The organism is Arthrobacter sp. Z1-9, assembly GCF_054792695.1.
Map to the genome: position 1 here is coordinate 2,920,369 of NZ_CP096456.1, position 24,306 is coordinate 2,944,674.

19 protein-coding genes are annotated in these 24,306 nt (G+C 66.6%); 6 read left to right on the forward strand and 13 right to left on the reverse strand.

All coding sequences use genetic code 11. The features are described 5' to 3' along the window. Positions 1–6 precede the first annotated feature (6 nt). Positions 7–804: a shikimate 5-dehydrogenase gene (locus M1D93_RS13490; protein WP_461175019.1), complete on the reverse strand. Its 798-nt coding sequence runs from the start codon at positions 802–804 to the stop codon at positions 7–9. Between the two features lie 110 nt (positions 805–914). Continuing rightward, on the reverse strand, positions 915–2,360 hold the full coding sequence (locus M1D93_RS13495; protein WP_461175020.1) for a glycoside hydrolase family 3 N-terminal domain-containing protein: 1,446 nt from the start codon (positions 2,358–2,360) through the stop codon (positions 915–917). 385 nt (positions 2,361–2,745) lie between these two features. Here M1D93_RS13495 and M1D93_RS13500 point away from each other — a divergent pair, with 385 nt between their 5' ends. Continuing rightward, positions 2,746–3,897 (forward strand): glutamate--cysteine ligase, encoded by a 1,152-nt coding sequence (locus tag M1D93_RS13500; RefSeq protein WP_461172020.1) that lies wholly within the window; start codon positions 2,746–2,748, stop codon positions 3,895–3,897. A 77-nt stretch (positions 3,898–3,974) separates the two neighbouring features. Here M1D93_RS13500 and tsaD read toward each other — a convergent pair whose 3' ends face one another. Genes tsaD through M1D93_RS13530 form a run of 6 tightly spaced genes read right to left on the reverse strand, consistent with a single transcriptional unit; the run spans position 3,975 to position 9,227 of the window. Beyond that, the gene (tsaD, locus tag M1D93_RS13505) at positions 3,975–5,063 is read right to left on the reverse strand and encodes a tRNA (adenosine(37)-N6)-threonylcarbamoyltransferase complex transferase subunit TsaD (RefSeq protein WP_461172021.1); all 1,089 of its coding nucleotides are present in this window, start codon (positions 5,061–5,063) and stop codon (positions 3,975–3,977) included. After that, positions 5,060–5,533, reverse strand: a complete 474-nt coding sequence (gene rimI, locus M1D93_RS13510; RefSeq protein ID WP_461175021.1) for a ribosomal protein S18-alanine N-acetyltransferase — start codon at positions 5,531–5,533, stop codon at positions 5,060–5,062. Before rimI ends, tsaD begins: the two co-directional genes overlap by 4 nt. 44 nt (positions 5,534–5,577) lie before the next feature. Continuing rightward, positions 5,578–6,249 (reverse strand): tRNA (adenosine(37)-N6)-threonylcarbamoyltransferase complex dimerization subunit type 1 TsaB, encoded by a 672-nt coding sequence (gene tsaB, locus M1D93_RS13515; protein WP_461172022.1) that lies wholly within the window; start codon positions 6,247–6,249, stop codon positions 5,578–5,580. Next, positions 6,249–6,881, reverse strand: coding sequence for a tRNA (adenosine(37)-N6)-threonylcarbamoyltransferase complex ATPase subunit type 1 TsaE (gene tsaE / locus M1D93_RS13520; protein ID WP_461172023.1), 633 nt, complete (start codon positions 6,879–6,881; stop codon positions 6,249–6,251). The genes tsaB and tsaE overlap by 1 nt, the downstream gene beginning before the upstream one ends. Further along, positions 6,878–8,098, reverse strand: a complete 1,221-nt coding sequence (gene alr / locus M1D93_RS13525; protein ID WP_461172024.1) for an alanine racemase — start codon at positions 8,096–8,098, stop codon at positions 6,878–6,880. Before alr ends, tsaE begins: the two co-directional genes overlap by 4 nt. Positions 8,099–8,135: 37 nt before the next feature. Next, positions 8,136–9,227: a carbohydrate kinase family protein gene (locus M1D93_RS13530; protein ID WP_461172025.1), complete on the reverse strand. Its 1,092-nt coding sequence runs from the start codon at positions 9,225–9,227 to the stop codon at positions 8,136–8,138. Between the two features lie 347 nt (positions 9,228–9,574). Here M1D93_RS13530 and M1D93_RS13535 point away from each other — a divergent pair, with 347 nt between their 5' ends. The 5 genes from M1D93_RS13535 (at position 9,575) to M1D93_RS13555 (ending at position 15,472) form a co-directional block, all read left to right on the forward strand. Further along, positions 9,575–9,820 (forward strand): hypothetical protein, encoded by a 246-nt coding sequence (locus M1D93_RS13535; protein ID WP_461172026.1) that lies wholly within the window; start codon positions 9,575–9,577, stop codon positions 9,818–9,820. A 134-nt stretch (positions 9,821–9,954) separates the two neighbouring features. Beyond that, positions 9,955–11,376 (forward strand): family 4 glycosyl hydrolase, encoded by a 1,422-nt coding sequence (locus tag M1D93_RS13540; protein ID WP_461172027.1) that lies wholly within the window; start codon positions 9,955–9,957, stop codon positions 11,374–11,376. 77 nt (positions 11,377–11,453) lie between these two features. After that, the gene (gene mshA, locus M1D93_RS13545) at positions 11,454–12,716 is read left to right on the forward strand and encodes a D-inositol-3-phosphate glycosyltransferase (protein ID WP_461172028.1); all 1,263 of its coding nucleotides are present in this window, start codon (positions 11,454–11,456) and stop codon (positions 12,714–12,716) included. A gap of 27 nt (positions 12,717–12,743) precedes the next feature. After that, the gene (locus M1D93_RS13550; RefSeq protein WP_461172029.1) at positions 12,744–14,420 is read left to right on the forward strand and encodes a formate--tetrahydrofolate ligase; all 1,677 of its coding nucleotides are present in this window, start codon (positions 12,744–12,746) and stop codon (positions 14,418–14,420) included. 134 nt (positions 14,421–14,554) lie between these two features. Further along, positions 14,555–15,472: a DUF559 domain-containing protein gene (locus M1D93_RS13555; RefSeq protein WP_461172030.1), complete on the forward strand. Its 918-nt coding sequence runs from the start codon at positions 14,555–14,557 to the stop codon at positions 15,470–15,472. 83 nt (positions 15,473–15,555) lie between these two features. Here the strand turns inward: M1D93_RS13555 and M1D93_RS13560 are convergent, their stop codons facing one another. The 5 genes from M1D93_RS13560 to glgX all read right to left on the reverse strand — a co-directional run bounded on the left by M1D93_RS13560 (position 15,556) and on the right by glgX (position 24,282). Then, positions 15,556–16,641 (reverse strand): inositol-3-phosphate synthase, encoded by a 1,086-nt coding sequence (locus M1D93_RS13560; RefSeq protein WP_461172031.1) that lies wholly within the window; start codon positions 16,639–16,641, stop codon positions 15,556–15,558. 154 nt (positions 16,642–16,795) lie between these two features. Next, complete coding sequence (gene mgrA / locus M1D93_RS13565; protein WP_461172032.1) at positions 16,796–17,836, reverse strand: L-glyceraldehyde 3-phosphate reductase; 1,041 nt, start codon at positions 17,834–17,836, stop codon at positions 16,796–16,798. A 100-nt stretch (positions 17,837–17,936) separates the two neighbouring features. Continuing rightward, positions 17,937–19,706: a malto-oligosyltrehalose trehalohydrolase gene (gene treZ, locus M1D93_RS13570; protein WP_461172033.1), complete on the reverse strand. Its 1,770-nt coding sequence runs from the start codon at positions 19,704–19,706 to the stop codon at positions 17,937–17,939. Then, positions 19,703–22,030 carry a malto-oligosyltrehalose synthase gene (gene treY / locus M1D93_RS13575; RefSeq protein ID WP_461172034.1) on the reverse strand — a complete coding sequence of 776 codons (2,328 nt, stop codon included), beginning with the start codon at positions 22,028–22,030 and terminating at the stop codon, positions 19,703–19,705. The genes treZ and treY overlap by 4 nt, the downstream gene beginning before the upstream one ends. Then, positions 22,027–24,282 (reverse strand): glycogen debranching protein GlgX, encoded by a 2,256-nt coding sequence (gene glgX, locus M1D93_RS13580; protein WP_461172035.1) that lies wholly within the window; start codon positions 24,280–24,282, stop codon positions 22,027–22,029. The genes treY and glgX overlap by 4 nt, the downstream gene beginning before the upstream one ends. Positions 24,283–24,306: the final 24 nt, after the last annotated feature.

Below are 24,306 nucleotides of genomic sequence, written 5' to 3' on the forward strand. Positions count from 1 at the left end.
AAAGCGCTACTGGGCGCGCATGAACTCCTCGGCGGCTCGGACCTGCCCAGCCGTGGGCCGGACCCCGGTGTACAGCACGAACTGCTCCAGCGCCTGGATCGTGGCCACCTCTGCTCCGGTGATGACCGGTTTCCCGGAAGCCCGCGCCGCCTTGATCAGCGGGGTTTCGGCCGGCAGGGCAACCACGTCGAAAACAACCTGCGCGGCGTCGATGGTTTGCTGCGGGAACGCCAGGCTGTCCGCTTCGGCACCCCCTGCCATACCAATAGGGGTCACGTTGATGATCAGGTCTGCCGTCCCGCCGTCGAGCGCCGGACGCCACTGGAAGCCGTACTGCTCGGCGAGCGCCCGCCCGGTGGTCTCGTTCCGGGCAAGGACCGTGACATCAGAGAACCCGGCATCACGCAGCGCGGCGACGGTGGCCTTGGCCATGCCGCCCGCACCCTGCACCAGGACCGAGGAGCTGGTGGGCACGGAGTTGGAGGCCAGCAGCTGTTCGATCGCTGTGTAGTCGGTGTTGTAGGCCACCAGGCGTCCGTCGGTATTCACGATGGTGTTCACAGAGTCGATGGCCTTGGCCGAGGGATCCATGTCGTCCACGAGGGCAATGACGTCCTCCTTGTATGGCATGGAGATGGCGCACCCGCGGATGCCCAGCCCCCTGACTCCGGCGATGGCCTGCTCCAGGTTGGTGGGGGCGAACGCCTTGTAGATCCAGTTCAGGTCCAGCTGCTCGTACAGGTGGTTGTGGAAGCGGGTCCCGTTGTTGCTGGGCCGGGCCGAGAGCGAGATGCAGAGGGTCATGTCTTTATTCAGAATGGGCACCTGACCATTAAACCCACACTCCCCCAACTGGGTAGCGCCAACTGTCGTTGTGAGCCGCCGAAACGACAGTTGACGCTACCTACTCGGGATCAGGGGCAGCCGGTTCCCGCGGGATAGCTTCCGACGGCGGCGGGCAGCTTCCCGGGTGCCGGCGCCGTCCCGGCCAGGACGGCGGCGAGGGCGTCGAAGGCGCCCTGGCTGCGGCCGTAGAGCGCCACCTTGACCGGGGCCGCGGAGTGCTGCAGCGGCCAGGGTGCGTCGAGGGCGACCGCGATGTCTCCGCCTGCGGGCCGTCCGCCGTACGGGATGAGGCTGACCAGGGGTCCGGAGCCGAGGGCGAGGCCGGCACGCGCCGCAGCATCCGCAAAGCGCGCCCTGTCCGCCGGGCTGCCGCCTGTGACCCTGACGGCACCGGGCGCCAGGGCACCGCCGCAGTGGCCGGACAGGACAGTGACGGCGGCGGCGGACACCTTGGCCGCGAGCGCGGCCCCGCTGCCGGCCGGAGCGCCGGTTGGGGCGCCGGTCCCCGCAGCTGTCCGGGCGTGCCAGGTCATCATGGTTGCCACCCGCAGGGCCGCTTCATCCAGCCGGGCCGCAGGCAGCCTGCCGGTGGCCACAGCGTGGACAATCGCGGCATGGGCTTGGCCGACGTCGGCAGGCATCAGCAGCAGGTCGGCCCCCGCGGCAAGGGCCATCACGGCCGCGGACCCGGCCGGGTACTGCTTGTGCACTGCCCCCATGTTCAGGGCATCAGTCACGGCCACCCCCTTGAAGCCCAGTCCCCGCAGCGCCGCATACGTGGGTTGGGAGAGCGACGCCGGCACTCCGGGTTCCCAGGCGGGCACTGCTATGTGGCCGGTCATTACCATCGGCGCTCCGGCCGCGATGGCGGCCTGGAAGGGCTTCCAGTCGCGGGCGGCCAGTTCCGGCAGGGTGGCCGGCTGCGTGGGAAGGTTCAGGTGGGAATCAGTGGTCACGGACCCGTGCCCGGGGAAGTGCTTGACGGTGGGAAGGACGCCCGCGGCCAGCATTCCCTGGGCGAAGGCCACTCCGAGGGTGGCAGCCGCGTCAGGGTCCGCCGACATGGACCGGGCACCGATGGTGGGATCCGCCGGCCCGATGGTCACATCGGTATCCGGGGCAAAGTCGGTGTTGAAACCGAGAGGCACCAGTTCTCCGGCGAGCCCCTGCCCGGCCTCCTTGGTCAAGGCTGGGCTGCCTGCGGCGCCGTAGCTCATGGGGGCCGGCCACTCCGTCAGCGGCGCATTCAGGCGCGCCACTATCCCGCCCTCCTGGTCCACACCGATCATTCCCGGCCAAGGCCTGCCGTCAGCTGTTGCCGCCGTTGCCAGCCGCTGATTGACCGCGGCCATGGCGGCGAGGTCCACTCTCCCCTGCGGATCCAACGGCACGTTGTCGCCCATGATGATGGACCCGGCAAGGTGCAGGCGTTCGACGACGGCCGCATGGGCCTGTGCGTCAGTCCCGGTGAAGAACGGAAGGAGGACCTGTCCGGCCTTCTGTTCCGGCGACATCGCCGCCACGGCAGCGGCTGCGGCGTCCTGGTCCCGCTGCTGGGGGCCCCACCCCAGCGGCCGGGAACCGGGGTCGGGAGTCACGGCAGGTGAGGGGGAAGCGGTGGCGGGTGACGGCGTCGTGCTCGGTGATGCGGAAGGTGCGGCCGGCGTCGAGGGTGACGCCTGCCGGGCAGGAGCAGGAGCGGCGGTACAGGAGGCAAGTGCCACGGCCGCGGATGCTGCGGCCAGGACGGGGAAGGATTTGTGAAAACTGTCACGCAGGTGTTGGAACGGGGCCATCAATACGATGCTACCCCTGCACTAGACTTGAAACACCCGTGCGCCTGCCAGCAGCAGCCTGTCAGCGACGTGCTCAGCGGCAAACCGGACAGTGAGGATACGTGTGAAGATTGACTTCGCTTCTTCGAGGCAGTCAACCCTCGGTGTTGAATGGGAACTCGCGCTGGTGGACGGCCGGACCGGCGAGCTCGCCTCCGTAGCCAACGAGGTACTCCGTGGCGTGGCGTCCCGCCACCCGGAACTCAACGAAGATGACGAGCACCCGCACATCAAGCAGGAACTGCTGCTGAACACCGTGGAGCTGGTCACCGGCATCTGCGAAACCGCGGGTCAGGCGAAGGAGGACCTCACCCGGTCCCTCGCCGCCGTCCGGGAAATCACCGATCCGATGGGCGTGGAGCTGTTCTGCGCCGGAAGCCACCCGTTCAGCCCGCCGCAGCTGCAGCCCGTGACGGACAAGGCCCGCTACGCAAAACTTATTGACCGCACCCAGTGGTGGGGCCGCCAGATGGTCATCTACGGCGTGCACGTCCACGTGGGGCTGGACCGCCGCGAGAAGGCGCTTCCGGTGCTGGACGGGCTGGTCAACTACTTCCCGCACTTCCAGGCGCTCTCGGCGTCGAGCCCTTTCTGGGGCGGCGAGGACACTGGCTACGCATCACAGCGGGCCCTGATGTTCCAGCAGCTGCCCACGGCCGGCCTGCCCTTCCAGTTCAACTCGTGGGGGGAATACGAGTCCTATGTGCAGGACATGTTCACCACCGGCGTGATCGACACCCTCTCGGAAATCCGGTGGGACATCCGGCCGGTACCGAACCTTGGCACCATCGAGATGCGCATCTGCGACGGCCTGGCCACGCTGGAGGAAGTGGGCGCCATTGCCGCGCTCACCCAGTGCCTGGTGGACGAGTTTTCCACCACCCTGGACAACGGCGGAACCATTCCCACCATGCCGCCGTGGCACGTCCAGGAGAACAAGTGGCGGGCAGCCCGCTACGGCATGGACGCCATCATCATCCTGGATGCCGCCGGCAAGGAGCAACTGGTCACCGAGCACCTGCTGGAGACCCTGAACCGGCTGGAGCCCGTGGCAGCCAAGCTGGGCTGCCAGGACGAGCTCGCCGACGTCGAAAAGATCATCCGCCGCGGCGCCGGCTACCAGCGCCAGCGCCGGGTAGCCGAGGAGCACGGCGGGGACCTCCAGGCCGTGGTCCTGGATCTGGTCAAGCAGATGCGCAACGGCCCCACCGCCTGATTTATATTGCGTTGACCTATCAGTTTTGGTCCCCAAACGCGTGTTTTGGGAACCAAAACTGATAGGTCAAGTGGAGTTCAGGCGGGGAGCGACACGCTTGTGACCGGCAGCGAGGAATCAGGGGCGAAGCGGATTCCGCTCGGCTTTACCCCCGCCATCACCAATTGCGCGCCCAGCGCCGCCACCATGGCGCCGTTGTCGGTGCACAGCTCCAGCGGCGGCACATGCAGCCTGATTCCGGCGGAGGCGCAGCGCTGGCCCGTCAGCTCGCGCAGGCGCGAGTTTGCCGCCACCCCGCCGCCGAGCAGCACGTCCTTGATGCCGTGCTCCCGGCAGGCCAGTACGGCCTTGGAGGAGATGATGTCCACCACGGCTTCCTGGAACGCGGCCGCGATGTCGGCCACCGGGACTTCCTGATCGCGGGCCTCGAACTGTTCAACGCACCGGGCCACCGCGGTCTTGAGCCCGCTGAAGGACCAGTCGTAGCGGTGCGGGCCCGGCTCTTCGGCTGTTCCCATGTACTTGGGCTGGCTGAGGCCGCGGGGGAAGCGAATGGACTTGGGGTTGCCGGTGCGGGCCACCTTGTCGATGGCGGGCCCGCCGGGGTAGCCCAGCCCCAGGATGCGGGCCACCTTGTCGTAGGCTTCGCCGGCGGCGTCGTCGATGGTGGAGCCGAGCAGGACCACGTCGTCGGTGATGCTGTTGATTTTCAGGATCTCGGTGTGCCCGCCGGACACCAGCAGGGCGCCAAGGTTTTCGGGCAGCCGCGGCGCCTGCCCTTCCTTACCGTCCAGCAGCCCCACGCCCACGTGCGCCACGAGGTGGTTGATGGCATACAACGGCTTGCCGGTAGCCACGGCCAGCGCCTTCGCGGCGCAGACCCCCACCATCAGGGCGCCGGCCAGGCCGGGGCCGGAAGTGACGGCGATCGCATCCACGTCGTCCAGGCCCACCCCGGCGTCGGACAGCGACTGCTCGAGGGTGGGCACGAAGGCGTCGAGGTGCGCGCGTGAAGCAATTTCCGGGATGACCCCGCCGAACCGGACATGCTCATCCATCGACGAGGACACCGTGTTGGTCAGGAGGGTGGTCCCCCGGACAAGGCCCACCCCCGTCTCGTCGCAGGACGATTCGATGCCCAGCACCAATGGCTGCGAGCGGTTCATGGCTGGTCTGCTTCCGTTGAGGTGTCGTCTCCTTCGCAAGCCTTGCCGGCAAGCTGGAGCCGCATGATGAGGGCGTCCACGCCGTCGCGATAGTAGCGAGGCCGGATGTGGATCTGTTCGAAGCCGAAGCGCCGGTAGAGCTGCTGGGCGCGGGGATTGTCGGCACGGACCTCCAGCAGGAGGTCCGCCGCGTGCCTGCTGCGCGCCTCCTCGATGAGGCGGGTCAGCAGCGTGGTGCCGATGCCGCGGCCTTCGTATTCCGGGACGACGGCGATGGTCTGCACGTCGGCGATGGGTTCGATGCACATCAGCCCGGCGTAGCCCACAATGCCGGTGCTGCTCTCCGCCACCAGATATTGGCGGGTCTCCGGCTGGGACAGCTCGTCGTAGAACATCTGCAGGGGCCAGGCATCCACGGGGAAAAGCCGCTGTTCCAGGACGCTGACGGCAATCACGTCCTCGGGGGTCATCCCGCGCACGGAGACGCCATGGCTGCTGATGTCCGGGGCGGTAATCACAGCGCCCTCTTCCTGGGTCCGGGGACCTGCGCGTCTGATTCGCGGAGGTACAAGGGGGTGGAATCCAGGAGCTTACCGCCGCCTGCGAGCCTGGCCAGGGCGAACTGGCCCAGGTAGAGGGCATCCGGCTGTTCGGCTGCAAACTCCGGGTCCGCCTTCAGGGTCTCTGCATACAGCCCGGCGCCTGCACCATAGGCCGGCAGGTCCGGCAGGTCCGCGGCGAAGCCAACATGCGGGCCGTCCTCCAGCACGGGAAGCTGGCCTTCGGCGAGGCGGTAGCGCGCCCAGTAGACCTCTTTGCGCCGCGCGTCCGTCACCACCAGGAACTCGGGGGCGGCGGCGGTGGACTCGGCGACTTCCAAAGCAACGGCGTCCAGGCTCATCAGCCCATGGAGGGGTTTGCCCCAGACGAAGGACAGGGTGCGCGCTGTGGCGATTCCCGACCGCAGCCCGGTGAACGGGCCGGGGCCCACGCCCACCACCAGGGCATCAATATCGCTGCCGCTGACTCCGGCGTCGGCCAGGAGCTGTTCGATTCCGGGCGCGAGCACCTCGGCGTGGCTGCGGGTGTCCTCGGTGGAAAAGCTGGCCACCACGCCTTCGAGGGCGTCGTCTGAAACCAGTGCCGCGCTGGCCACGGCACTGGTGTCGATGGCGAGGATGAGCATCAGGCTTTCCCTTCAAAGGTTCTGACGGGCTCGGGAACAACAGGCCAGCGGGGACCATACCCGCGCATCACAATGGTCCGGGGCTCGTCCGTGTCCTCGTCCTCGAAATCCAGAGTGCCGCCGTCGGTGGTGCCGGAATCATGATCCGTAGCACCAAATCCAGTAACGTCCAGCCCCATGGCACGGTGCAGGTCGATTTCCAACCGGCTCTCGCTCAGGTGCTCCACCCGGTCATGGCCCCACTCCACCACCGTTACGGAGGAGTCGAGGGTGTTCTCGAGATCGATGTCGTCTATTTCGGCGGCCGACCCCAGGCGGTACGCATCAACATGGACCAGGTCCGGTCCGCCGGGACGGGGTCCCTCCGACAGGTTGGGATGGATGCGGACCAGGACGAATGTGGGGGAAATGATGCCCGCGCGGACGCCCAGTCCCTCCCCCAGACCTTGCGTGAACGTGGTTTTCCCGGCACCCAGCTCGCCGGACAGCACCAGCAGGTCCCCGGCGTCTAGGACCGACGCAAGACGTGCGGCGAGCGCATGGGTCTGGTCCGCCGTCGTCGCCGTCAACGTTATTTCCCAGTTGGGGCGAACCCCGCCAGCGTCCCCGGATTCAGGGGCGGGCGCGCTCACGCGTCACCCTCCGCGGCCTGCTCGACGGCGGGCGGCTCCTGTTCGTTGATGAAGCGGCGGGGTACGCGGGGGCTGATCCTGGTGACGATCTCGTAATTGATGGTTCCGGCCGCGCGGGCCCAGTCATCGGCAGTGGGGCCGCCCTCGGCGCCGTCCCCGAACAGTTCGGCTTCGGCGCCCAGGAGGTCCACGCCGGCAGGGCCCATGCGGCCGAGGTCGATGACCATCTGGTCCATGGCGATCCGTCCCACCACGGGGTAGGTGGTACCGGCCACCCGGACGGGGCCGCCGGTGGCGATGCGCGGCACTCCGTCGGCGTAACCCATCGGGATCAGGCCCAGCGTGCTGCGGCCGCTGGTGCGGTAGCGGAGGCCGTAGGAGACGCCTTGCCCGGCCGGCACTTCCTTGCATTGGGACACAAGCGTCCGCAGGGTCATGGCCGGGCGGAGGCCCAGCTCGGCCGAGGTCTGCCCGGCGAAGGGCGACAGCCCGTAAATTCCCAGGCCCACGCGGACCAGGTCGAAGTGGGTGTCGGGCCGGGACAGAGTTGCCGGCGTATTGGCGAGATGCCGGACCTCGGGGTCCACGCCGGCGTCCTCGGCAACAGCAAGTACCTCGCGGAACGCGGCAAGCTGCTGGTCGGTCTCCGGCCGCTCCGGCTCATCTGCGACCGCCAGGTGGGAGAAGATCCCCACGACGCGCAGCAGTCCCTGATCCTGGTATTCCACGGCTTCGCCCACGAGTTGGTCCCAGGTATCAAGCGTGGCACCGTTGCGTCCCAGGCCGGTGTCCACCTTCAAGTGGACGCGGGCCGGGCGCTCCTGCTCCCGGGCCGCCGCAACAATGTGCTCAAGTTCCCAGCCGGAGCATCCGATGTCGACGCCGGCAGCCACCGCCGCGCCAAAGTTACTTTCCGTGGTGTGCAGCCAGGCGAGCAGCGGAGCATCGATCCCGGCCGCGCGCAGGGCCAGCGCCTCGGAGACGTGCGCAACCCCCAGCCAAGAGGCGCCTGCTTCCAGGGCCGCCCGCGCCACCGGAACCGCGCCGTGCCCGTAGGCGTCGGCTTTGACCACCGCCATGACTTCGGCCGGAGAGGCCGCAGCGGCAAGCCGGCGGACATTGTGCCGGATTGCGTCAAGGTCGATCACGGCGGACCGTTCGTGGCGGGGGTCTGCCGGGGCATCGTCGAAATCACCGGTTGTAGCGGGGTAAGTCACCTTAGTGATTCTAGTGCTGGCGCTTCGGGCCGAATAATTACGCGTCCGAGAGGTGCGCGATGGTGGCTGATGCCCTGCGCTGGGCGGCCAGCGGCACGTCCTGGACGATGTCCGCCAGGAACGAGAAGCGACGCAGCCATTGGCTGGTCTGCCGTTCCGGCCTGGCGTTGGCGCGTTTCCACCAGTCGGCGATGTCGCCCCAGCCCGGGGCTGCAAGGGAACCTCCCACTTCCTGCACCGCGAGCGAAGCACAAAGGTTGGCGAAACGCAGCCTGTTTCCCAGCGGCCAGCCGGCTAGGCTCCCAACGATGAAGGCGGCGTCGAAGCAGTCACCGGCGCCGGTAGGATCGAAAGCCTTGACGGGCAGTGAAGGCACCCACTCCTCCTCGCCCGTTTCGGAGTCGACCGCCATGGCGCCCTGAGGCCCGAGGGTCACCACGGCAACCGGCACGCGGTCGGCCAGCGCGTAAAGGGCGGTCCATGGATCATCCTTGCCCGTGAACGCCATCGCCTCCCGCTGGTTGGGCAGGAACGCATGGAAGTACTGCAGGTTGTCCAGCCTGACCGGCGCCCAGACGCCGCTGGGATCCCACCCGACGTCCCCGAACAGCTTCACCCCCGCCTGGTGCGCCGCCCTGGCCCACGGCTCAACTTCCAGCCCCACTTCGGCGATGCCCGCCAGCGCGGGTGGCGGGTCCCCGATGAGTTCCGACGCCGTCACCGGTGCGGCATGGCCGTGGGTCACCAGGGACCGGTCCTTGTCCACGCACAGGGAGACCGTCACCGGCGAATGCCAGCCCGGAATCTTCCGTGACAGGCTCAGGTCCACATGCTCCTGGCCGGACAGGATCTTCCAGTTGAAATCGCCGTAGCCGTCATCGCCGAACGCCGCCGCCAAGCCAGTGCGCAGGCCCAGCCGGGCCGCAGCGATGGCCTGGTTAGCAACCCCGCCCGGGCAGCTGCCCATGCCGTCGCTCCAGATTTCCGTGCCCGGTTCCGGACCGTGCGGCAGGCCGGTGAAGATGATGTCCTGGAACACCGTTCCGGCCAGCAGCACGTCGAATCCTGGCTCCGAGGGCGAGCGGACGGTAGCCAGGGGGTCGAACGGGTGTGCTGGTATCGCCTCCATGTGCCGCACACTACGCCCTGCCACAGACATACGGTAGGGGCCGCCGCACGTGCTGTGGACACCCGCGCCTAGGAGACGGGGGGGCTGCGGTCATCCTCACGGGGCTGACACGGCAACCCGTGAGATCGCCCACCTTATTATGAGTTGGTCAGATTAGTTCCGTAGCATTAAGGGCAGGCCGGCCGAATCCCTTTGGTGGTGCCGCAGGGTAGAACCCCGAGCGCCTCGGCAGACGGCCGCCATGTCTGGCTAGCCACGCCTGCGCCTGCCCCACCTCCCCAATGGCGCCCAGGCCGTACCCCACCAGCATCGGCAACGCCAGCACCCCCCAACAAGCAGGAGACACCATGACTTTGCAATCCGAACTGACCGCAGCCCGAGAAACCCAAGAGACCCTCCGGAACAGCACACCGCGTGGAGGCAGCTACGTCACCCTCCCGGCCGGCCGCGACGTTTCAGTCCGCGCCGAGGGAAACTACGTTTCGCTGCCCGGCGTCCTACCCGGCGGTGCCAACAAAGCCCAGGGCACGTACGTGACGCTTCACTCGGCTCCCCTGGGTGAAACAGTAATCAGTTACACCCGCGTCGGCTGAACCCCATAAGCATTTAGCACCCTGGCGCCTGCCGCCCTTTCCACAGGAAGGGGCGGCAGGCGTTTGTCTTCCGGCCAACACCGCGGGCCATCCAGGCATCGGCCATCCAGGAGACTCAGCCTAGACTGCTGGGTATGCGGCTGTTGATTGTCGGCGGTGGGGGTTTTCGGGTTCCGTTGATTTACCGTGCGCTGGTCTCCGGGCCCTTCACCGGGGTAGTCACCGAACTGGTGCTGTTCGACGTCGACCTTTCCCGCCTAGCCGCCGTGACAGCAGTACTGCGCAGCATGCCTTCGGGACCAGGTCCCCGCCTGCCCGTCCATCCCACCACCAACCTGCCGGAGGCATTGGCGGGAACGCAGATGGTTTTTGCCGCCATCCGCCCCGGCGGCACCGCCGGACGCGTAGCCGATGAAAAAGTGGCGCAGCACCTGGGCCTGCTGGGGCAGGAGACAACCGGGGCCGGCGGCATCTCCTACGCGCTCCGGACCATCCCGCACATGCTCCACCTGGCCCGGCTGATGAAGGAACACAGCCCGGACGCGTGGCTGATCAACTTCACCAACCCCGCCGGCATGGTCACCGAGGCGCTGCTGCCAATCCTTGGCCCGCGCGTTATCGGGATCTGCGACTCCGCGGGCGGCCTGGTGCACCGCGCCGCTCGTGCCGCCGGCGTCACCCTGCAGGAAGGAACGCTCGACGGCGTGGGCTACTACGGCCTGAACCATCTGGGCTGGCTGTACCGGCTCGAGTCCGGCGGACGGGACGTCCTGCCCGCGCTGCTGTCGGATCCCCAGGCCCTTCAGTCCTTCGAGGAGGGCCGGCTGTTTCCCCAGCCCTTCCTGGCCCGCCTCCGTGCCCTTCCCAACGAGTACCTGTATTACTACTACCAGCAGGACGCCGCCCGGGACGCGATGCGTGCCATGCCTGAAACCCGGGGAGAGTCGATCCACAGCCAGCAGCAGGAGCTGTATCCGCGGCTGGCCGCGGCGGGCGGTGAGGCCTTCACGCTGTGGGAGGCTGCGCGCCGGTCCCGTGAGGAGGGCTACCTGGCCGAGGCCCGCGGGAAGGATGAACGCCGCAACGAGGAAGACCTTGCCGGCGGCGGGTACGAGCGGGTCGCGCTGGCGGCCATGCGTGCCCTGTCGGGTTCCGGGGACGCGCAGCTGATCCTGAACACCCGCAACACTTTGCCAACAGAAGCGGTACCAACTTCTGCCGAGCCGGCCGACGCTCAGCCAGCCGCCCCCAAAGCTGCCATCCCGGGACTGCCGGCCGACGCCGTCGTCGAACTTCCCTGCACGGTGTCCGCCGACGGCGCGCTGCCGCTGGCGCAGCAGCCTCCCCCGCCGGAACAGCTCAGTCTCCTTCGCCGGGTGAAGGACGTGGAGCGGCTGACGGTCCGGGCTGCTGTGGAAGGTGACCGGGACGCCGCGCTGCAGGCGTTCGCGCGGCATCCGCTGGTGGGGTCCGAAGAACCCGCCGCGGCCCTGCTGGCCGGCTACGAGCAGGCGTTTCCGGCACTGGGAAAGATGTGGCGCGGCGGTACACGTTGACACAGGAGTAGTGTTTTATCGAATGCCCAGCACTGACCCGGCGCGTTAACCTGCGCCGGGAGCCGGAAGGAGGTCCCGTGGCACCGGTCCGCAGGGTGGCTTTACTGTCCCTCCACACCTCCCCCATGGAGCAGCCGGGCTCCGGCGATGCCGGCGGAATGAACGTCTACATCCGCGAACTGGCCTCCGCCCTGGCCGAGGCCGGCGTGGAAGTGGAGATCTTCACCCGTTCCACCTCCGCCGGCCAGCCCGCCGTCGAGCACCCCGACCCGGGGGTCTGCGTCCACAACGTCATGGCCGGGCCCGCCAAGAAGATCCCCAAGGAAGAGCTTCCCGGCCTTCTCCATCACATGGTGGAAGAAATCGAGCAGATCCGGCAGCGGCAGCCGCACGGCCGCTACGACGTCATCCATTCGCATTACTGGGTATCCGGAATCGCCGGCCTGGAGCTTTCCAGGCTTTGGGGCGTGCCGCTGGTCCACACCATGCACACCATGGCCAAGGTCAAGAACCTGCTGCTCGAATCCGGCGAACAACCTGAACCGCGCCGCCGCGAACTGGGTGAGCACCGCATCGTGGACGCGGCCGCGCGGCTGATTGCCAACACCAGCGCGGAGGCGGCCGAGCTGGTGTCGCACTACGGCGCGTCGTATGACCGGATAGACATCGCCCCGCCCGGGGTTGACCTCAGCACTTTCACTCCAGCCTTCCGGGCCAGGTCGCGGAAGGAGCGGGACATCAGCCCCGAGACTTTCCACCTGGTATTCGCGGGCCGGATCCAGCGGCTGAAAGGGCCCCAGATCCTGGTGAAGGCGGCTGCCCTGCTTCGGCACCGGCGGCCGGACATCAACCTGCGGCTCACCATCCTGGGCTCCTTGAGCGGGAACAAGGAATTCAACCTCCGGCGGCTGGTGGCTGAGGCGGGGATGGACGACGTCGTCACGCAGCTTCCGCCGGTGAAGGCACCGGAGCTGGCGGCCTGGTTTCGTGCGGCCGACGTGGTGGTGATGCCCTCCTACAGCGAGTCCTTCGGGCTGGTGGCGCTTGAGGCCCAGGCCTGCGGCACTCCGGTGGTGGCAACGCGCGTCGGCGGACTGTCGAGGGCCGTTTTCGACGGCAGGACGGGCCTCCTGGTGGATGGCCACCACGCTTCGGACTGGGCGGATGCGCTGGAGGCGCTGTACGACGACCCCGCTACCCGCGAAGACATGGGGCGGGCAGCCGCCATCCGTGCCCAGAACTCGGGGTGGCAGCGCACTGCCGCCATCACGCTCGAAAGCTACCACGCCGCCGTCGAGAACCATGCAAGCAAGCCCCTGACCGCGGTTCCCGCCTCCTGATCCCATCCGCTCCAGCAAAGGACAAAGATGTCTACTACCCCGAGTGACCTCGAGATCGCCCGCGCGGCACGGATCCGGCCGGTCGAGGAAATCGCTGCGGCGGCGGGAATCAACCTGGAGGCGGTGGAACTGTACGGGCGGTACAAGGCGAAGATCGACCCCGCGCGGCTGGATGCACCGCCGCCGCAGGGGAAGGTTGTCCTGGTTTCGGCGATGTCCCCCACGCCGGCCGGTGAGGGGAAGTCCACTACCACGGTAGGACTTGCCGATTCCCTGGCACGTGCCGGGCACCGGGTGATGATCGCCCTGCGGGAGCCGTCCCTGGGGCCGGTCCTGGGCATGAAGGGTGGGGCCACCGGCGGCGGGTACTCGCAGGTGTTGCCGATGGACGAGATCAACCTGCACTTCACCGGCGACTTCCACGCCGTGACGTCCGCGAACAATGCCCTAATGGCGCTCGTGGACAACCACATCTACCGGGGCAATGAACTCAACATCGACCCCCGGCGCATGACCTTCAAACGGGTACTGGACATGAACGACCGGGCACTGCGGGAGGTGGTCATCGGACTGGGCGGGCCGACGCAGGGAGTCCCCCGCCAGGACGGGTTCGATATTACGGTGGCATCGGAGATCATGGCGGTCTTCTGCCTGGCCACGGATTTGGCGGACCTCCGCGAGCGCTTGGGCCGGATCACGTTCGGCTACACCTTCGACCGTTCGCCCGTCACCGTGGCCGATCTCGGGGTGCAAGGTGCGCTGACCCTCCTTCTGAAGGAAGCCATCAAGCCGAACCTGGTGCAGACCATCGCCGGCACCCCGGCCCTGATCCACGGCGGCCCATTCGCCAACATCGCCCACGGCTGCAACTCCCTGATAGCCACCCAGACGGCCCGGCGACTTGCTGACATCGTGGTCACGGAGGCGGGCTTTGGCGCCGATCTGGGGGCCGAGAAGTTCATGAACATCAAGGCGCGGACGGGCGGCCTGGCGCCCTCCGCCGTCGTGGTGGTGGCAACAGTGCGGGCTGTAAAAATGCAGGGAGGGGTGGCCAAAGGCCAGCTCACCGAGCCGAACATACCCGCGCTTGAGGCCGGGGTGGCAAACCTGCGCAGGCATGTCCGGAACGTGGAGAAGTTCGGGGTGCAACCCGTGGTGGCCATCAACAGGTTTGCTTCCGACTCCGCCGAGGAACTCGACTGGCTGCTGGCGTGGTGTGCGGCGGAGGGAGTACCTGCCGCCGTCGCTGATGTCTGGGGGCGCGGCGGCGGTGGTGATGGCGGGGATGAGCTTGCGGCCCTTGTGGCGAAGGCGGTGGCGGGGCCGAACAACTTCCGGCACCTGTACGCGTTGGGGCTGCCGGTGGAGGACAAGATCCGGACCATCGCCCAGGAGATCTACGGTGCCGACGGGGTGGACTTTTCCGTCCCCGCCCTGAAAAGGCTGGCCGACATCGAGCGGAACGGCTGGGGCGGCCTCCCGGTCTGCATGGCCAAGACCCAGTATTCGTTCACCGACGACGCCTCCCGCCTGGGCGCCCCCAAAGGGTTCACCATCCACGTTCGCGACCTCCTGCCCAAGACGGGCGCAGGCTTCATCGTGGCGCTCACCGGAGCGGTGATGACCATGCCCGGACTGCCTGCCGCTCCGGCCGCCATGCGCATGGACGTAGACGACGCCGGCAACCCCGTGGGCCTCGCCTGACCCAACGCCCCACCACCCTTGACCTATCAGTTTTGGCGGTCATACGGGGGTTTTGAGAACCAAAGCTGATAGAGCAAACGAGGCCTGTGGATATCTTCCGCGGCCGCGCTTGGGTCCGGGTAACAATGGTCCACATGCAGCCTCCCGCGCCTTTGCCCGCCCACCTTTCTTCGGTCCCGTTCACGGTCCATGAGGCGAAGGCAGCGAGCCTGAGCACCGGTCGGCTGCGTTCGTCTGATCTGGCATCCGCCGGCCGCCTGCTCTATATGCCCGCTGGTTGGGAATTCGAACGTGCCGGGCTGGCCCGCGCACTTTCCGCCGCAACTCCTGGGGCATGGATCTCACACACAACGGCAGCAGCGTTGTGGGGACTCTGGCTTCCGGGCTGGCTGCAGGGCTCCAGAGTTATGCACCTCAGCAAACCAAAAGTACTGCCACAAGTGCGGCGGGAAGGTGTTGTCGGCCACACCGTCTTAGCTTTCGACGACGAAATCACCGTCTTTGAAGGCATCCGCATATCCACCCCGGCACGGACATGGCTGGATTTGGCAACCTCCTTACCTCTGCGGGATGTGGTTGCTGTGGGTGACCAATTGGTCCGACAACCACGAAACGGCATAGAAGAACGAACAGAGCCCTGGAACACAGTGGAGCAGTTGCGCTGCATGCTAAACCGGCACCCCAAGATGAAGGGGATTGTCAAAGCCCGCGAGGCGACGTTATTGATCCGTGCCGGCGCTGACTCCGCCCCTGAAACTCTCCTGCGTCTTGCCCTAATTGAGGCCGGTCTTCCCGAGCCTGAACTGCAATTGCGGGTCAAGCCCGGTGATAACTATTCCCCTGCCGCTGACATGGGATACCGGCGGCACCGCATCGCTATCCAGTACGACGGGGGCCACCACCTGACGCGGGAACAGCAGTCCAGGGACAATCGGCGGGACGAAGCCTTCAACTCGGCGGGCTGGCGGTACTTCAAGTTCAACGCGGATGACCTGGCCCAGGACTTCCGGCGTGCCACGAACCAGGTAAGGCTGGCACTCCGGGTCGCTTAAAAGCCAATTGCCCTATCACTTGTAGTTCCCAAACCAGGGGTTTGCGGACCAAAAGTGATAGGGCAACTGCAGTAATTCGGGGTTTAGCGCTCGAGGTCTCCGCGGATGAAGGCTTCCACCTTTTCGCGGGCGAGGTCATCGTTGAACTGCTCCGGCGGGGACTTCATGAAGTAGCTCGATGCCGAGAGCAGCGGGCCGCCGATGCCGCGGTCCAGGCCGATCTTGGCGGCGCGGATGGCGTCGATGATGACACCGGCGGAGTTGGGTGAATCCCAGACTTCCAGCTTGTACTCAAGCGAAACGGGAGCGTCACCAAAGTTGCGGCCTTCAAGGCGGACGAAGGCCCACTTGCGGTCATCAAGCCACTGGACGTAGTCGGACGGGCCGATGTGGACGTCCTTGGCGGCCAGCTCAGCCTCGACGTTTGACGTAACAGCCTGGGTCTTGGAAATCTTCTTGGATTCCAGGCGGTCGCGCTCGAGCATGTTCTTGAAGTCCATGTTGCCGCCGACGTTCAGCTGGTACGTGCGGTCCAGGGTCACGCCACGGTCTTCGAAGAGTTTGGCCATCACACGGTGCGTGATGGTGGCACCGATCTGGCTCTTGATGTCGTCGCCCACGATCGGCACACCGGCTGCGGTGAACTTGTCTGCCCACGCCTTGGTACCGGCGATAAACACCGGCAGGGCGTTCACGAAGGCGACGCCGGCGTCGATGGCGCACTGGGCGTAGAACTCGGCAGCTTCCTGGGAGCCGACCGGCAGGTAGCACACCATAACGTCGACCTTGGCGTCCTTGAGCGCCTGGACAACGTCCACCGGCTCTTCGTGGGACTGCTCGATGGTCTCGAGGTAGTACTTGCCGAGCCCGTCGAGGGTGTGGCCGCGCTGCACCGTGACGCCGGTGGGCGGCACTTCAGCGATCTTGATGGTGTTGTTTTCGCTTGCCAGGATCGCATCGGCGAGGTCAACGCCGACCTTCTTGCCGTCAACGTCGAACGCGGCGACGAACTCGACGTCACCCACGTGATACTGGCCGAACTCAACGTGCATCAGGCCCGGAATCGTGGCCTTGGGGTCAGCGTCCTTGTAGTAGTGGACGCCCTGGACCAGCGAAGCGGCGCAGTTTCCTACGCCGACAATTGCAACACGAATCGGATGTGAAGACACGGAACTCCTTTGAGGACAAACGTCGGCCGGCGCTTCGGGGAAGTACGACGGCGGCCGGCAGGTACGGCGCCACGCGGCGCCTTTTCATAATACCCAACAGAGTGGGGCAAGGACTTGTTCCCCTGTCCCACTCTGCGGGATGACGGCAAAGTAACTAGACGGGCTGCTTCCAGAGGTTGATGTCCGATTCGACTGCGAACTCGTCGATGGCATTCAACTCGTCCTCGCTGAACCCGAGGTTGTTGATGGCGGACAGGGTGTCTTCCAGCTGGCTGACGCTCGAGGCACCGATCAGTGCGGACGACACGGGTGAACCCTTCGGCTGGTCCCGCAGGATCCAGGCGACCGCCATTTGTGCCAGCGACTGCCCGCGGCCCTCGGCGATGTCGTGCAGTCCACGGATCCGGTGCAGCTTTTCGTCCGTAATGGCGTCCTCGGACAGGAAGCGCGCCTTGGCCGCACGCGAATCAGCAGGAACACCGTTGAGGTAGCGGTTGGTGAGCATGCCCTGCGCCAGCGGCGAGAAGGCGATGGAGCCGGCGCCCACCTCGTCGAGTGCCTCGTACAGGTTGGGGCTGCCGTTTTCGGTCCACCGGTTCAGCATGGAGTAGCTGGGCTGATGGATCAGCAGCGGCGTGCCGAGGTCCTTCAGGATCCGGGCCGCTTCCAGGGTCTGCTCCGGAGTGTAGGAGGAGATGCCGGCATACAGCGCCTTGCCCGACCGCACTGCGTAATCCAGGGCGCCCATGGTTTCTTCCAGCGGGGTCTCGGGGTCCGGCCGGTGGCTGTAGAAGATGTCCACGTAGTCCAGGCCCATCCGCTGCAGCGACTGGTCCAGGCTGGAGATCAGGTATTTGCGGGAGCCCCATTCACCGTAGGGGCCCGGCCACATGTAGTAGCCGGCCTTGGTGGAGATGACGAGTTCGTCCCGGTAGGGCTTGAAGTCGTCCTTGAGGTGGCGGCCGAAGTTCGTTTCAGCCGAGCCGTCCGGCGGGCCGTAATTGTTGGCGAGGTCAAAGTGGTTGACGCCCAGGTCGAAGGCACGGCGAAGAATCGCGCGCTGTTCGTCAAAGCGCTTGTCGTCGCCGAAGTTGTGCCACAGGCCGAGCGAGATCGCCGGGAGTTTCAGTCCGCTGCGGCCGACGCGGCGGTAGGGCATGGAGTCGTAGCGGTTGTCCGCCGCGGAATAAGTCATACGTTCCATCCTGCCAGTTGTGACCGGCGCTACAGCTCAAGGCAGAAAAGTTACGCCGCGGGCTGACAACAGCCCGCGACGTAACGTTCGCCCTAAATAGTCAGGACTTCAGGATTGCGGCGCTCCAGGGAGCCAGAGCGAGGGCTTCGCCGTCAAGGCCGGTTCCCTCGTCCGTTGTCAGCAGGACCGACCCGGAAACGCCCTCCAGCCGGGCCTTGCCGTCCGACAGGTTCAGCAGTACCTCAACGCTGCCGCGGCGGAAACGCAGCCAGCCGGCGTCGTCGTCGAACGTCACGTTCGTCTCCCCAAAGCCAAGCCCGGCGAGCTCGGAGTGCTCCCGGCGCAGGGCAGTCAGGGAGCGGTAGAGCTCCAGGAGCCGCGCGTGGTCGCCGCCGTCGGCTTCGTTCCAGTTCAGCTTGGAGCGGCGGAAGGTTTCCGGATCCTGGGGGTCAGGCACGACGGCGGGGTCCCACCCCATGCGCTCAAACTCCTTGATGCGGCCCTCGGCGGTCGCCTTGCCCAGCTCCGGTTCCGGATGCGAGGTGAAGAACTGCCAGGGCGTGCTCGCCGCAAACTCCTCGCCCATAAACAGCATGGGCGTAAACGGCGACGTCAGGGTCAGGACGGCGGCCACTGCCAGCTGCCCGTAGGACAACGACTGCGAAAGCCTGTCCCCCGTGGCCCGGTTGCCGATTTGGTCGTGGTTCTGGTTGCACACCACCAGGGCGGCAGGGTGAGCCAGGGCGGCATTGATGGGCCTGCCATGGTGCCGGCCGCGGAAGCTGGAGTAGCTGCCGTCGTGCAGGAAGCCGTCCTTCAGGACCTTCGCCAACACAGCCAGGGACTGAAAGTCCTCGTAGTACCCGGTGGTCTCGCCGCTGACGCTCACGTGGACCGCATGGTGGAAGTCATCGCTCCACTGCCCGGCGAGCCCGTAGCCATTGGCGTCCCGCGGGTAGAGCAGGCGCGGGTTGTTCAGGTCCGACTCGGCAATAAGCGTTTTGGGCAGCCCAGTCTCAGCCGAGACGGCATCGCCCAAGGCACCGAACTCCTCCAGGATGTGCACGGCACGCTCATCGCGCAGCGCGTGCACAGCATCCAGGCGGAGCCCGTCCACGTGATAATCCCGGAGCCAGAGCGCAGCGTTGTCCAGGATGTACTCGCGCACCACATCTGAGCCGGGGCCGTCCAGGTTGACAGAGTCGCCCCAGGTGTTGGCGTCCCCCTGCTTCAGGTAGGGGCCGAACTTGGGCAGGTAGTTACCGCTGGGTCCGAGGTGGTTGTACACCACGTCCTGAATGACGCCGAGGCCCGCGGCATGCGCCGCGTCCACAAAGCGCTGGTAGGCGGCAGGCCCGCCGTAGCCTTCGTGGACTGCGTACCACTGCACGCCGTCATAGCCCCAGTTGTGGGTGCCGTTAAAGCCGTTGACGGGCAGCAGCTCCACGAAGTCGATGCCGAGGTCCGCCAGGTAACCCAGCTTCCCGGCTGCGGCGTCCAAAGTGCCTTCCGGGGTGAAGGTGCCCACGTGGAGTTCGTAGATCACCGAACCCTGCAGGTCCTTCCCCTTCCAGCCGCCGTCCTGCCAGGCATGCGCGGCGGGGTCGAAGGTCCTGGAAAGCTGATGAACACCATCGGGCAGCCGCCGCGACCGCGGATCGGGGACGGGCTGGCCGTCCCCGTCCAGCAGGTAGCCGTAGTCCACGTCACCGTCGCCAGGAGCGTCGGGTGCAGTCCACCAACCCTCCGATCCGGGCGCCGTCTCCTTCTTCAGCATCGGATACTGCCGGCCGTTGGCCACCAGGATCACGGAACTGGCGTCGGGAGCCCAGACGTCGAAACGCTCGGGCCCAACATTGACGAGGGTCATGCCTTTTCTCCATCCACCGGTACGAGCAAAGCCACCGGGTAGGTACCCAGCACGTCAGCCACCGAAACGGCGCCCGGCCCGTACCCGGCACCGGTGAGCTCGTCCCGTACAGCGACGGGGAGTTCGACGGCGGTGTCCCGCCATCCGCCGTCGGCCGCCAGGCCGGCGGGAAGCCGGGTGGCCAGTGTCAGGGCTCCGGGAGCCCCGTCCGCGCCACGGTGGAACGCGAGCAGGTGTTCTGCGGCGGCGCCCGAGGCGGCAACCGGGGTGTAGCCCTGAAACAGTGCGGGCCGGTCGCGGCGGAGCCGGAGCGCCCGGGAGGTGACCAGGAGCTTGCTGGTTTCGGTGCCCGCGTCAGGCAACTGACCGGCGTCGAGCTTTGCCAGCTCCTGCTGCCGGAGCCCAAAGTCCACCGGCCGCCGGTTGTCGGGGTCGGTCAGGGACCTTTCCCAGAACTCGCTGCCTTGGTAGACGTCCGGGACGCCGGGCATTGTCAGCTGGACCAGTTTGGCGGAAACCGAGTTGGACGCGGCGTAGGAATCAATCCGTGCCACGAAGTCCTCCACCACCGTGGTGACCCGCTGGTCGTCGAACGCTGCATCCACCGCCGCCTTGACGTGGGACTCGAATTCTTCGTCCGGGTCTGTCCACTTGGTGGAATTGCCGGCCTCGCGGGCTGCCTTTTCCGCGTAGCCCTGGAGCCGTTCCCTGCTCGCCGGCCAGGCGCCGACGATGGCCTGCCAGAGCAGGTTCTCGTAGGGCCCGTCCGGAATCGGGGCAAGCTCGCGAAGAGTGTTCAGCGTGGCCATCCACTCCTGCGGCAGTTCGGCGATGACCGAAATTCGGGCCCGGGCATCCTCGCTGCGCTTGGTGTCGTGCGTGGACATGGTGGTCATCGAAAGCGGCAGTTCCTCCTGGCGCCGAAGCATCCGGCGGTGGAACTCCTCGGGCGGCACAGCGAACTCCGTCGGCTCGGCTCCCACTTCCGTCAACGTGCCCAGCCGGGTGTAGCGGTAGAACGCCGTGTCCTCGACGCCCTTGGCCATCACCATGCCCGAGGTCTGCTGGAAGCGGACCGCGATGGGGTTGGCCGGGTCGAGGAGCAGCGGCAGCAGGGTGCCGACGGCAACCTCCAGCTCGGGCCGGTGGGCCGCCGCGGACTCGCAGGCTTCCTTGAGGATGTCGGCACCGGTGGGCAGGTACGACCGGTATACCGGGAAGGCCGCGATGATTTCCGCGATGGCATCGGCAGCCTGTTCCACGGGGATCCCGTGGGACTCCGGAACTAGGCGGGCCAGGCGCAGCACCTCGGACCTCAGGATGCCGTCCGCGATCATCCGCTTGGTGCCCCGGATCATCTCGGCGTAGTCAGCGGGAACCGCAGAGCCCCGCAGCTTGGCGTCCAGGTCATCAAGGGCCTGCTGGCCCGCCGGATCAATGAAGACCCGGTCCACATCAGCAAGCGCGTCGTAGCCGGTGGTGCCCTCGGTGGCGAAGTCCTGGGGCAGGGCTTCGCCCGGCTCCAGGATCTTTTCCACCAGAATGTACGCTCCACCGCTGAGGTCCTTCAGCCAGCGAAGGTAGCCTGCGGGATCGGCGAGTCCATCGGGGTGGTCCACCCGGAGCCCGTCCACTAGTCCTTCGCGGAACCAGCGGCCTACTTCGGCGTGGGCTTCCTCGAAGACGCGGGGGGTTTCCACCCGGATCCCGGCCAGCGTGGTGACGGCGAAGAAGCGCCGGTAGTTCAGTTCTGCGTCGGCGCGGCGCCAGTCGATCAGCTCGTAGTGCTGGCGGCTGTGGACCTCCTGCGGGGTGTCGCCGTCGGAATACGTCCCTTCGGCGATCGGGAACCGGTGGTCGTAGTAGCGGAGTTCGCCGTCCTTGACCTCCAGCTTGTCCAGGTCGTCACCGGAGCCGAGCATGGGCAGCCGGATTTTTCCGCCGGCCAGTTCCCATTCGACGTCGAAGGCTTCGGCGTACGGCGACGCCTGCCCTTCCTTCAACAGCGACCACCACCACGGGTTCTGCGCCGGGGTGGCCACGCCCACGTGGTTGGGCACGATGTCCACCAGGACGCCCATGCCGTGCTCGCGGGCTGCCTTGGACAGGGCCAGCAGGCCTTCCGGGCCGCCCCGGTCCGGATCCACGGCGGAGGGGTCGGTCACGTCATAGCCGTGGTCCGAGCCCTGCTCCGCCGTCAGGATGGGGGAAAGGTAGATCCAGTCGACGCCCAGATCCTTGAGATACGGGACCCTTTCGGCAGCGTCAAACAGCGTGAAGCTGCGCCGGATCTGCAGACGGTAGGTGGATGCCGGGACCCTCACTTCCCGGTCGCCTTCCGCTCCCCGATCTTCGTGGTTTTCCCCGGTTCGGCCACAGCAGGCGTACTGAGGGATTCAGTCTCGCTGCTGGAGGTCTGGGTAAGTGCAGCCAGCGATGCGGCGACAGAGTGGTCCGGCTCCACCTCGGGAACAGTGTGGGCCCGCAGGACCACCAAGGACTTGGCCTCCACCGGCAGCGGCTCTCCGGCTGCCACCGGCTCCGTGTCGGCGTTCTGCCCGGCGGTATCAATGATGACGTCCCAGGCCGGCGCGTATTCGTCCGAAGGAAGCGTGAACTTAACGGTGTCGTCATGCGCGTTGAAGTACATCAGGAAGTTGACGTCGGTGATCCTGCGGCCGCGGGTGTCCTTGCCCTGGATGCCGTCGCCGTTCAGGAAAACACCCACGGACCGGCCAAACCCGCTGTCCCAGGCCTCCGGCTTCATGTTTTCGCCGTCCGGGTCCAGCCATACGATGTCCGGCAGCCGCTCGCCCTCGCCACGGAGGACGGGCCGGCCGTCGAAGAACCGGCTGCGGCGGAAGGTCGGGTGTTTCGCGCGCAGGGCGTTCACCGCGGCCGTGAACTCCACCAGCGGCTGGTCAATGGTCTCCCAGTTGATCCAGGTGAGCTCGGAGTCCTGGCAGTACCCGTTGTTGTTGCCCTGCTGGGTGCGTCCCATCTCGTCGCCGTGCAGGAGCATGGGGACGCCCTGGGACAGGAGGAGCGAGGCGATGAAGTTTCGCTGCTGGCGTGCCCGCAGGGACAGGACCTCGGGATCATCCGTGGGGCCTTCGACGCCGCAGTTCCAGGAGCGGTTGTGGGACTCGCCGTCGTTGTTGCCCTCGCCGTTGGCGTCGTTGTGCTTCTCGTTGTAGGACACCAGGTCCGCCAGGGTGAAGCCGTCATGGGCGGTCACGAAGTTGATGGACGCCACGGGGCGGCGGCCGGAGTGCTCGTACAGGTCTGCCGAACCCGTGATGCGGGAGGCGAATTCGCCCAGTGTGGCGGGCTCGCCGCGCCAGAAGTCGCGGACGGTGTCGCGGTACTTGCCGTTCCATTCGGTCCACTGCGGCGGGAAGTTGCCCACCTGGTAGCCGCCGGGGCCAACGTCCCAGGGCTCGGCGATGAGCTTGACCTGGGAAACCACCGGGTCCTGCTGGATGAGTTCGAAGAAGGTGGAGAGCTTGTCCACGTCGTAGAACTCGCGGGCGAGGGTGGAGGCGAGGTCGAACCGGAAGCCGTCCACGTGCATTTCGGACACCCAGTAGCGCAGTGAGTCCATGAGCAGCTGCAGGGAGTGCGGCTGGCGGACGTTCAGGGAGTTGCCGGTGCCGGTGTAGTCCATGTAGTGCTTCTCGTCGCCCTCCATCAACCGGTAGTAGGCGGCGTTGTCGATGCCCTTGAAGGACAGCGTGGGGCCCAGGTGGTTGCCTTCGGCGGTGTGGTTGTACACCACGTCCAGGATGACCTCGATGCCGGCTTTGTGCAGTGAACGGACCATGGCCTTGAAGTCCTGGACCTGCTGGCCGGTATCGCCGGTGGAGCTGTAGGTGTTCTGCGGCGCGAAGAAGCCGATGGTGTTGTAGCCCCAGTAGTTGTTCAGGCCCTTGTCCTGCAGGGTGCCGTCATTGACGAACTGGTGCACGGGCATGAGTTCGATGGCGGTGATGCCCAGCTTCTGCAGGTGCGAGATGACCGCGGGGTGCGCCACGCCGGCGTAGGTGCCGCGCTGTTCTTCGGGGATCTCGGGGTGCAGTTCGGTGAGGCCCTTGACGTGGGCCTCGTAGATGACCGACTGGTGGTAGGGAATCCGGAGGTTCTGGTCGCCGTCCCAGTCGAAGAACGGGTTGATGACAACGCCCAGCATCATGTGGCTGGCGGAGTCCTCGTTGTTGATGGAGTCCGGCTCGCCCAGGTTGTACGTGAACAGCGACGGATCCCAGTCCACCTGCCCATGGACGGCCTTGGCGTAGGGGTCCAGCAGGAGCTTGTTGGGGTTGAAGCGGTTTCCTGAAGCAGGATCGTAGGGGCCGTGGACGCGGTACCCGTACTTCTGGCCGGGCTGGACCTGCGGGATGTAGCAGTGCCAGACGTACCCGTCCACTTCATCCAGCGTGATGCGGGTTTCCTTGCCGTCATCGTCAAAGAGGCAGAGTTCAACTTTTTCGGCGCGTTCGCTGAACAGGGCAAAGTTGGTGCCGGTTCCGTTGAACGTGGCGCCAAGGGGATAAGCCGATCCAGGCCAGACTTCCATAATGCTCCTCTTTGTGATTCGGCA

Bases quoted from the DNA above. Each gene is read 5' to 3' on its own strand.
- M1D93_RS13490 (WP_461175019.1), bottom strand. From the start codon at position 804: ATGACCCTCTGCATCTCGCTCTCGGCCCGGCCCAGCAACAACGGGACC.
- M1D93_RS13495 (WP_461175020.1), bottom strand. From the start codon at position 2,360: ATGTCGCCGGAACAGAAGGCCGGACAGGTCCTCCTTCCGTTCTTCACC.
- tsaD (WP_461172021.1), bottom strand. From the start codon at position 5,063: ATGAACCGCTCGCAGCCATTGGTGCTGGGCATCGAATCGTCCTGCGAC.
- rimI (WP_461175021.1), bottom strand. From the start codon at position 5,533: ATGACCCCCGAGGACGTGATTGCCGTCAGCGTCCTGGAACAGCGGCTT.
- tsaB (WP_461172022.1), bottom strand. From the start codon at position 6,249: ATGCTCATCCTCGCCATCGACACCAGTGCCGTGGCCAGCGCGGCACTG.
- M1D93_RS13530 (WP_461172025.1), bottom strand. From the start codon at position 9,227: ATGGAGGCGATACCAGCACACCCGTTCGACCCCCTGGCTACCGTCCGC.
- M1D93_RS13535 (WP_461172026.1), top strand. From the start codon at position 9,575: ATGACTTTGCAATCCGAACTGACCGCAGCCCGAGAAACCCAAGAGACC.
- M1D93_RS13540 (WP_461172027.1), top strand. From the start codon at position 9,955: ATGCGGCTGTTGATTGTCGGCGGTGGGGGTTTTCGGGTTCCGTTGATT.
- M1D93_RS13550 (WP_461172029.1), top strand. From the start codon at position 12,744: ATGTCTACTACCCCGAGTGACCTCGAGATCGCCCGCGCGGCACGGATC.
- M1D93_RS13555 (WP_461172030.1), top strand. From the start codon at position 14,555: ATGCAGCCTCCCGCGCCTTTGCCCGCCCACCTTTCTTCGGTCCCGTTC.
- mgrA (WP_461172032.1), bottom strand. From the start codon at position 17,836: ATGACTTATTCCGCGGCGGACAACCGCTACGACTCCATGCCCTACCGC.
- treZ (WP_461172033.1), bottom strand. From the start codon at position 19,706: ATGACCCTCGTCAATGTTGGGCCCGAGCGTTTCGACGTCTGGGCTCCC.
- glgX (WP_461172035.1), bottom strand. From the start codon at position 24,282: ATGGAAGTCTGGCCTGGATCGGCTTATCCCCTTGGCGCCACGTTCAAC.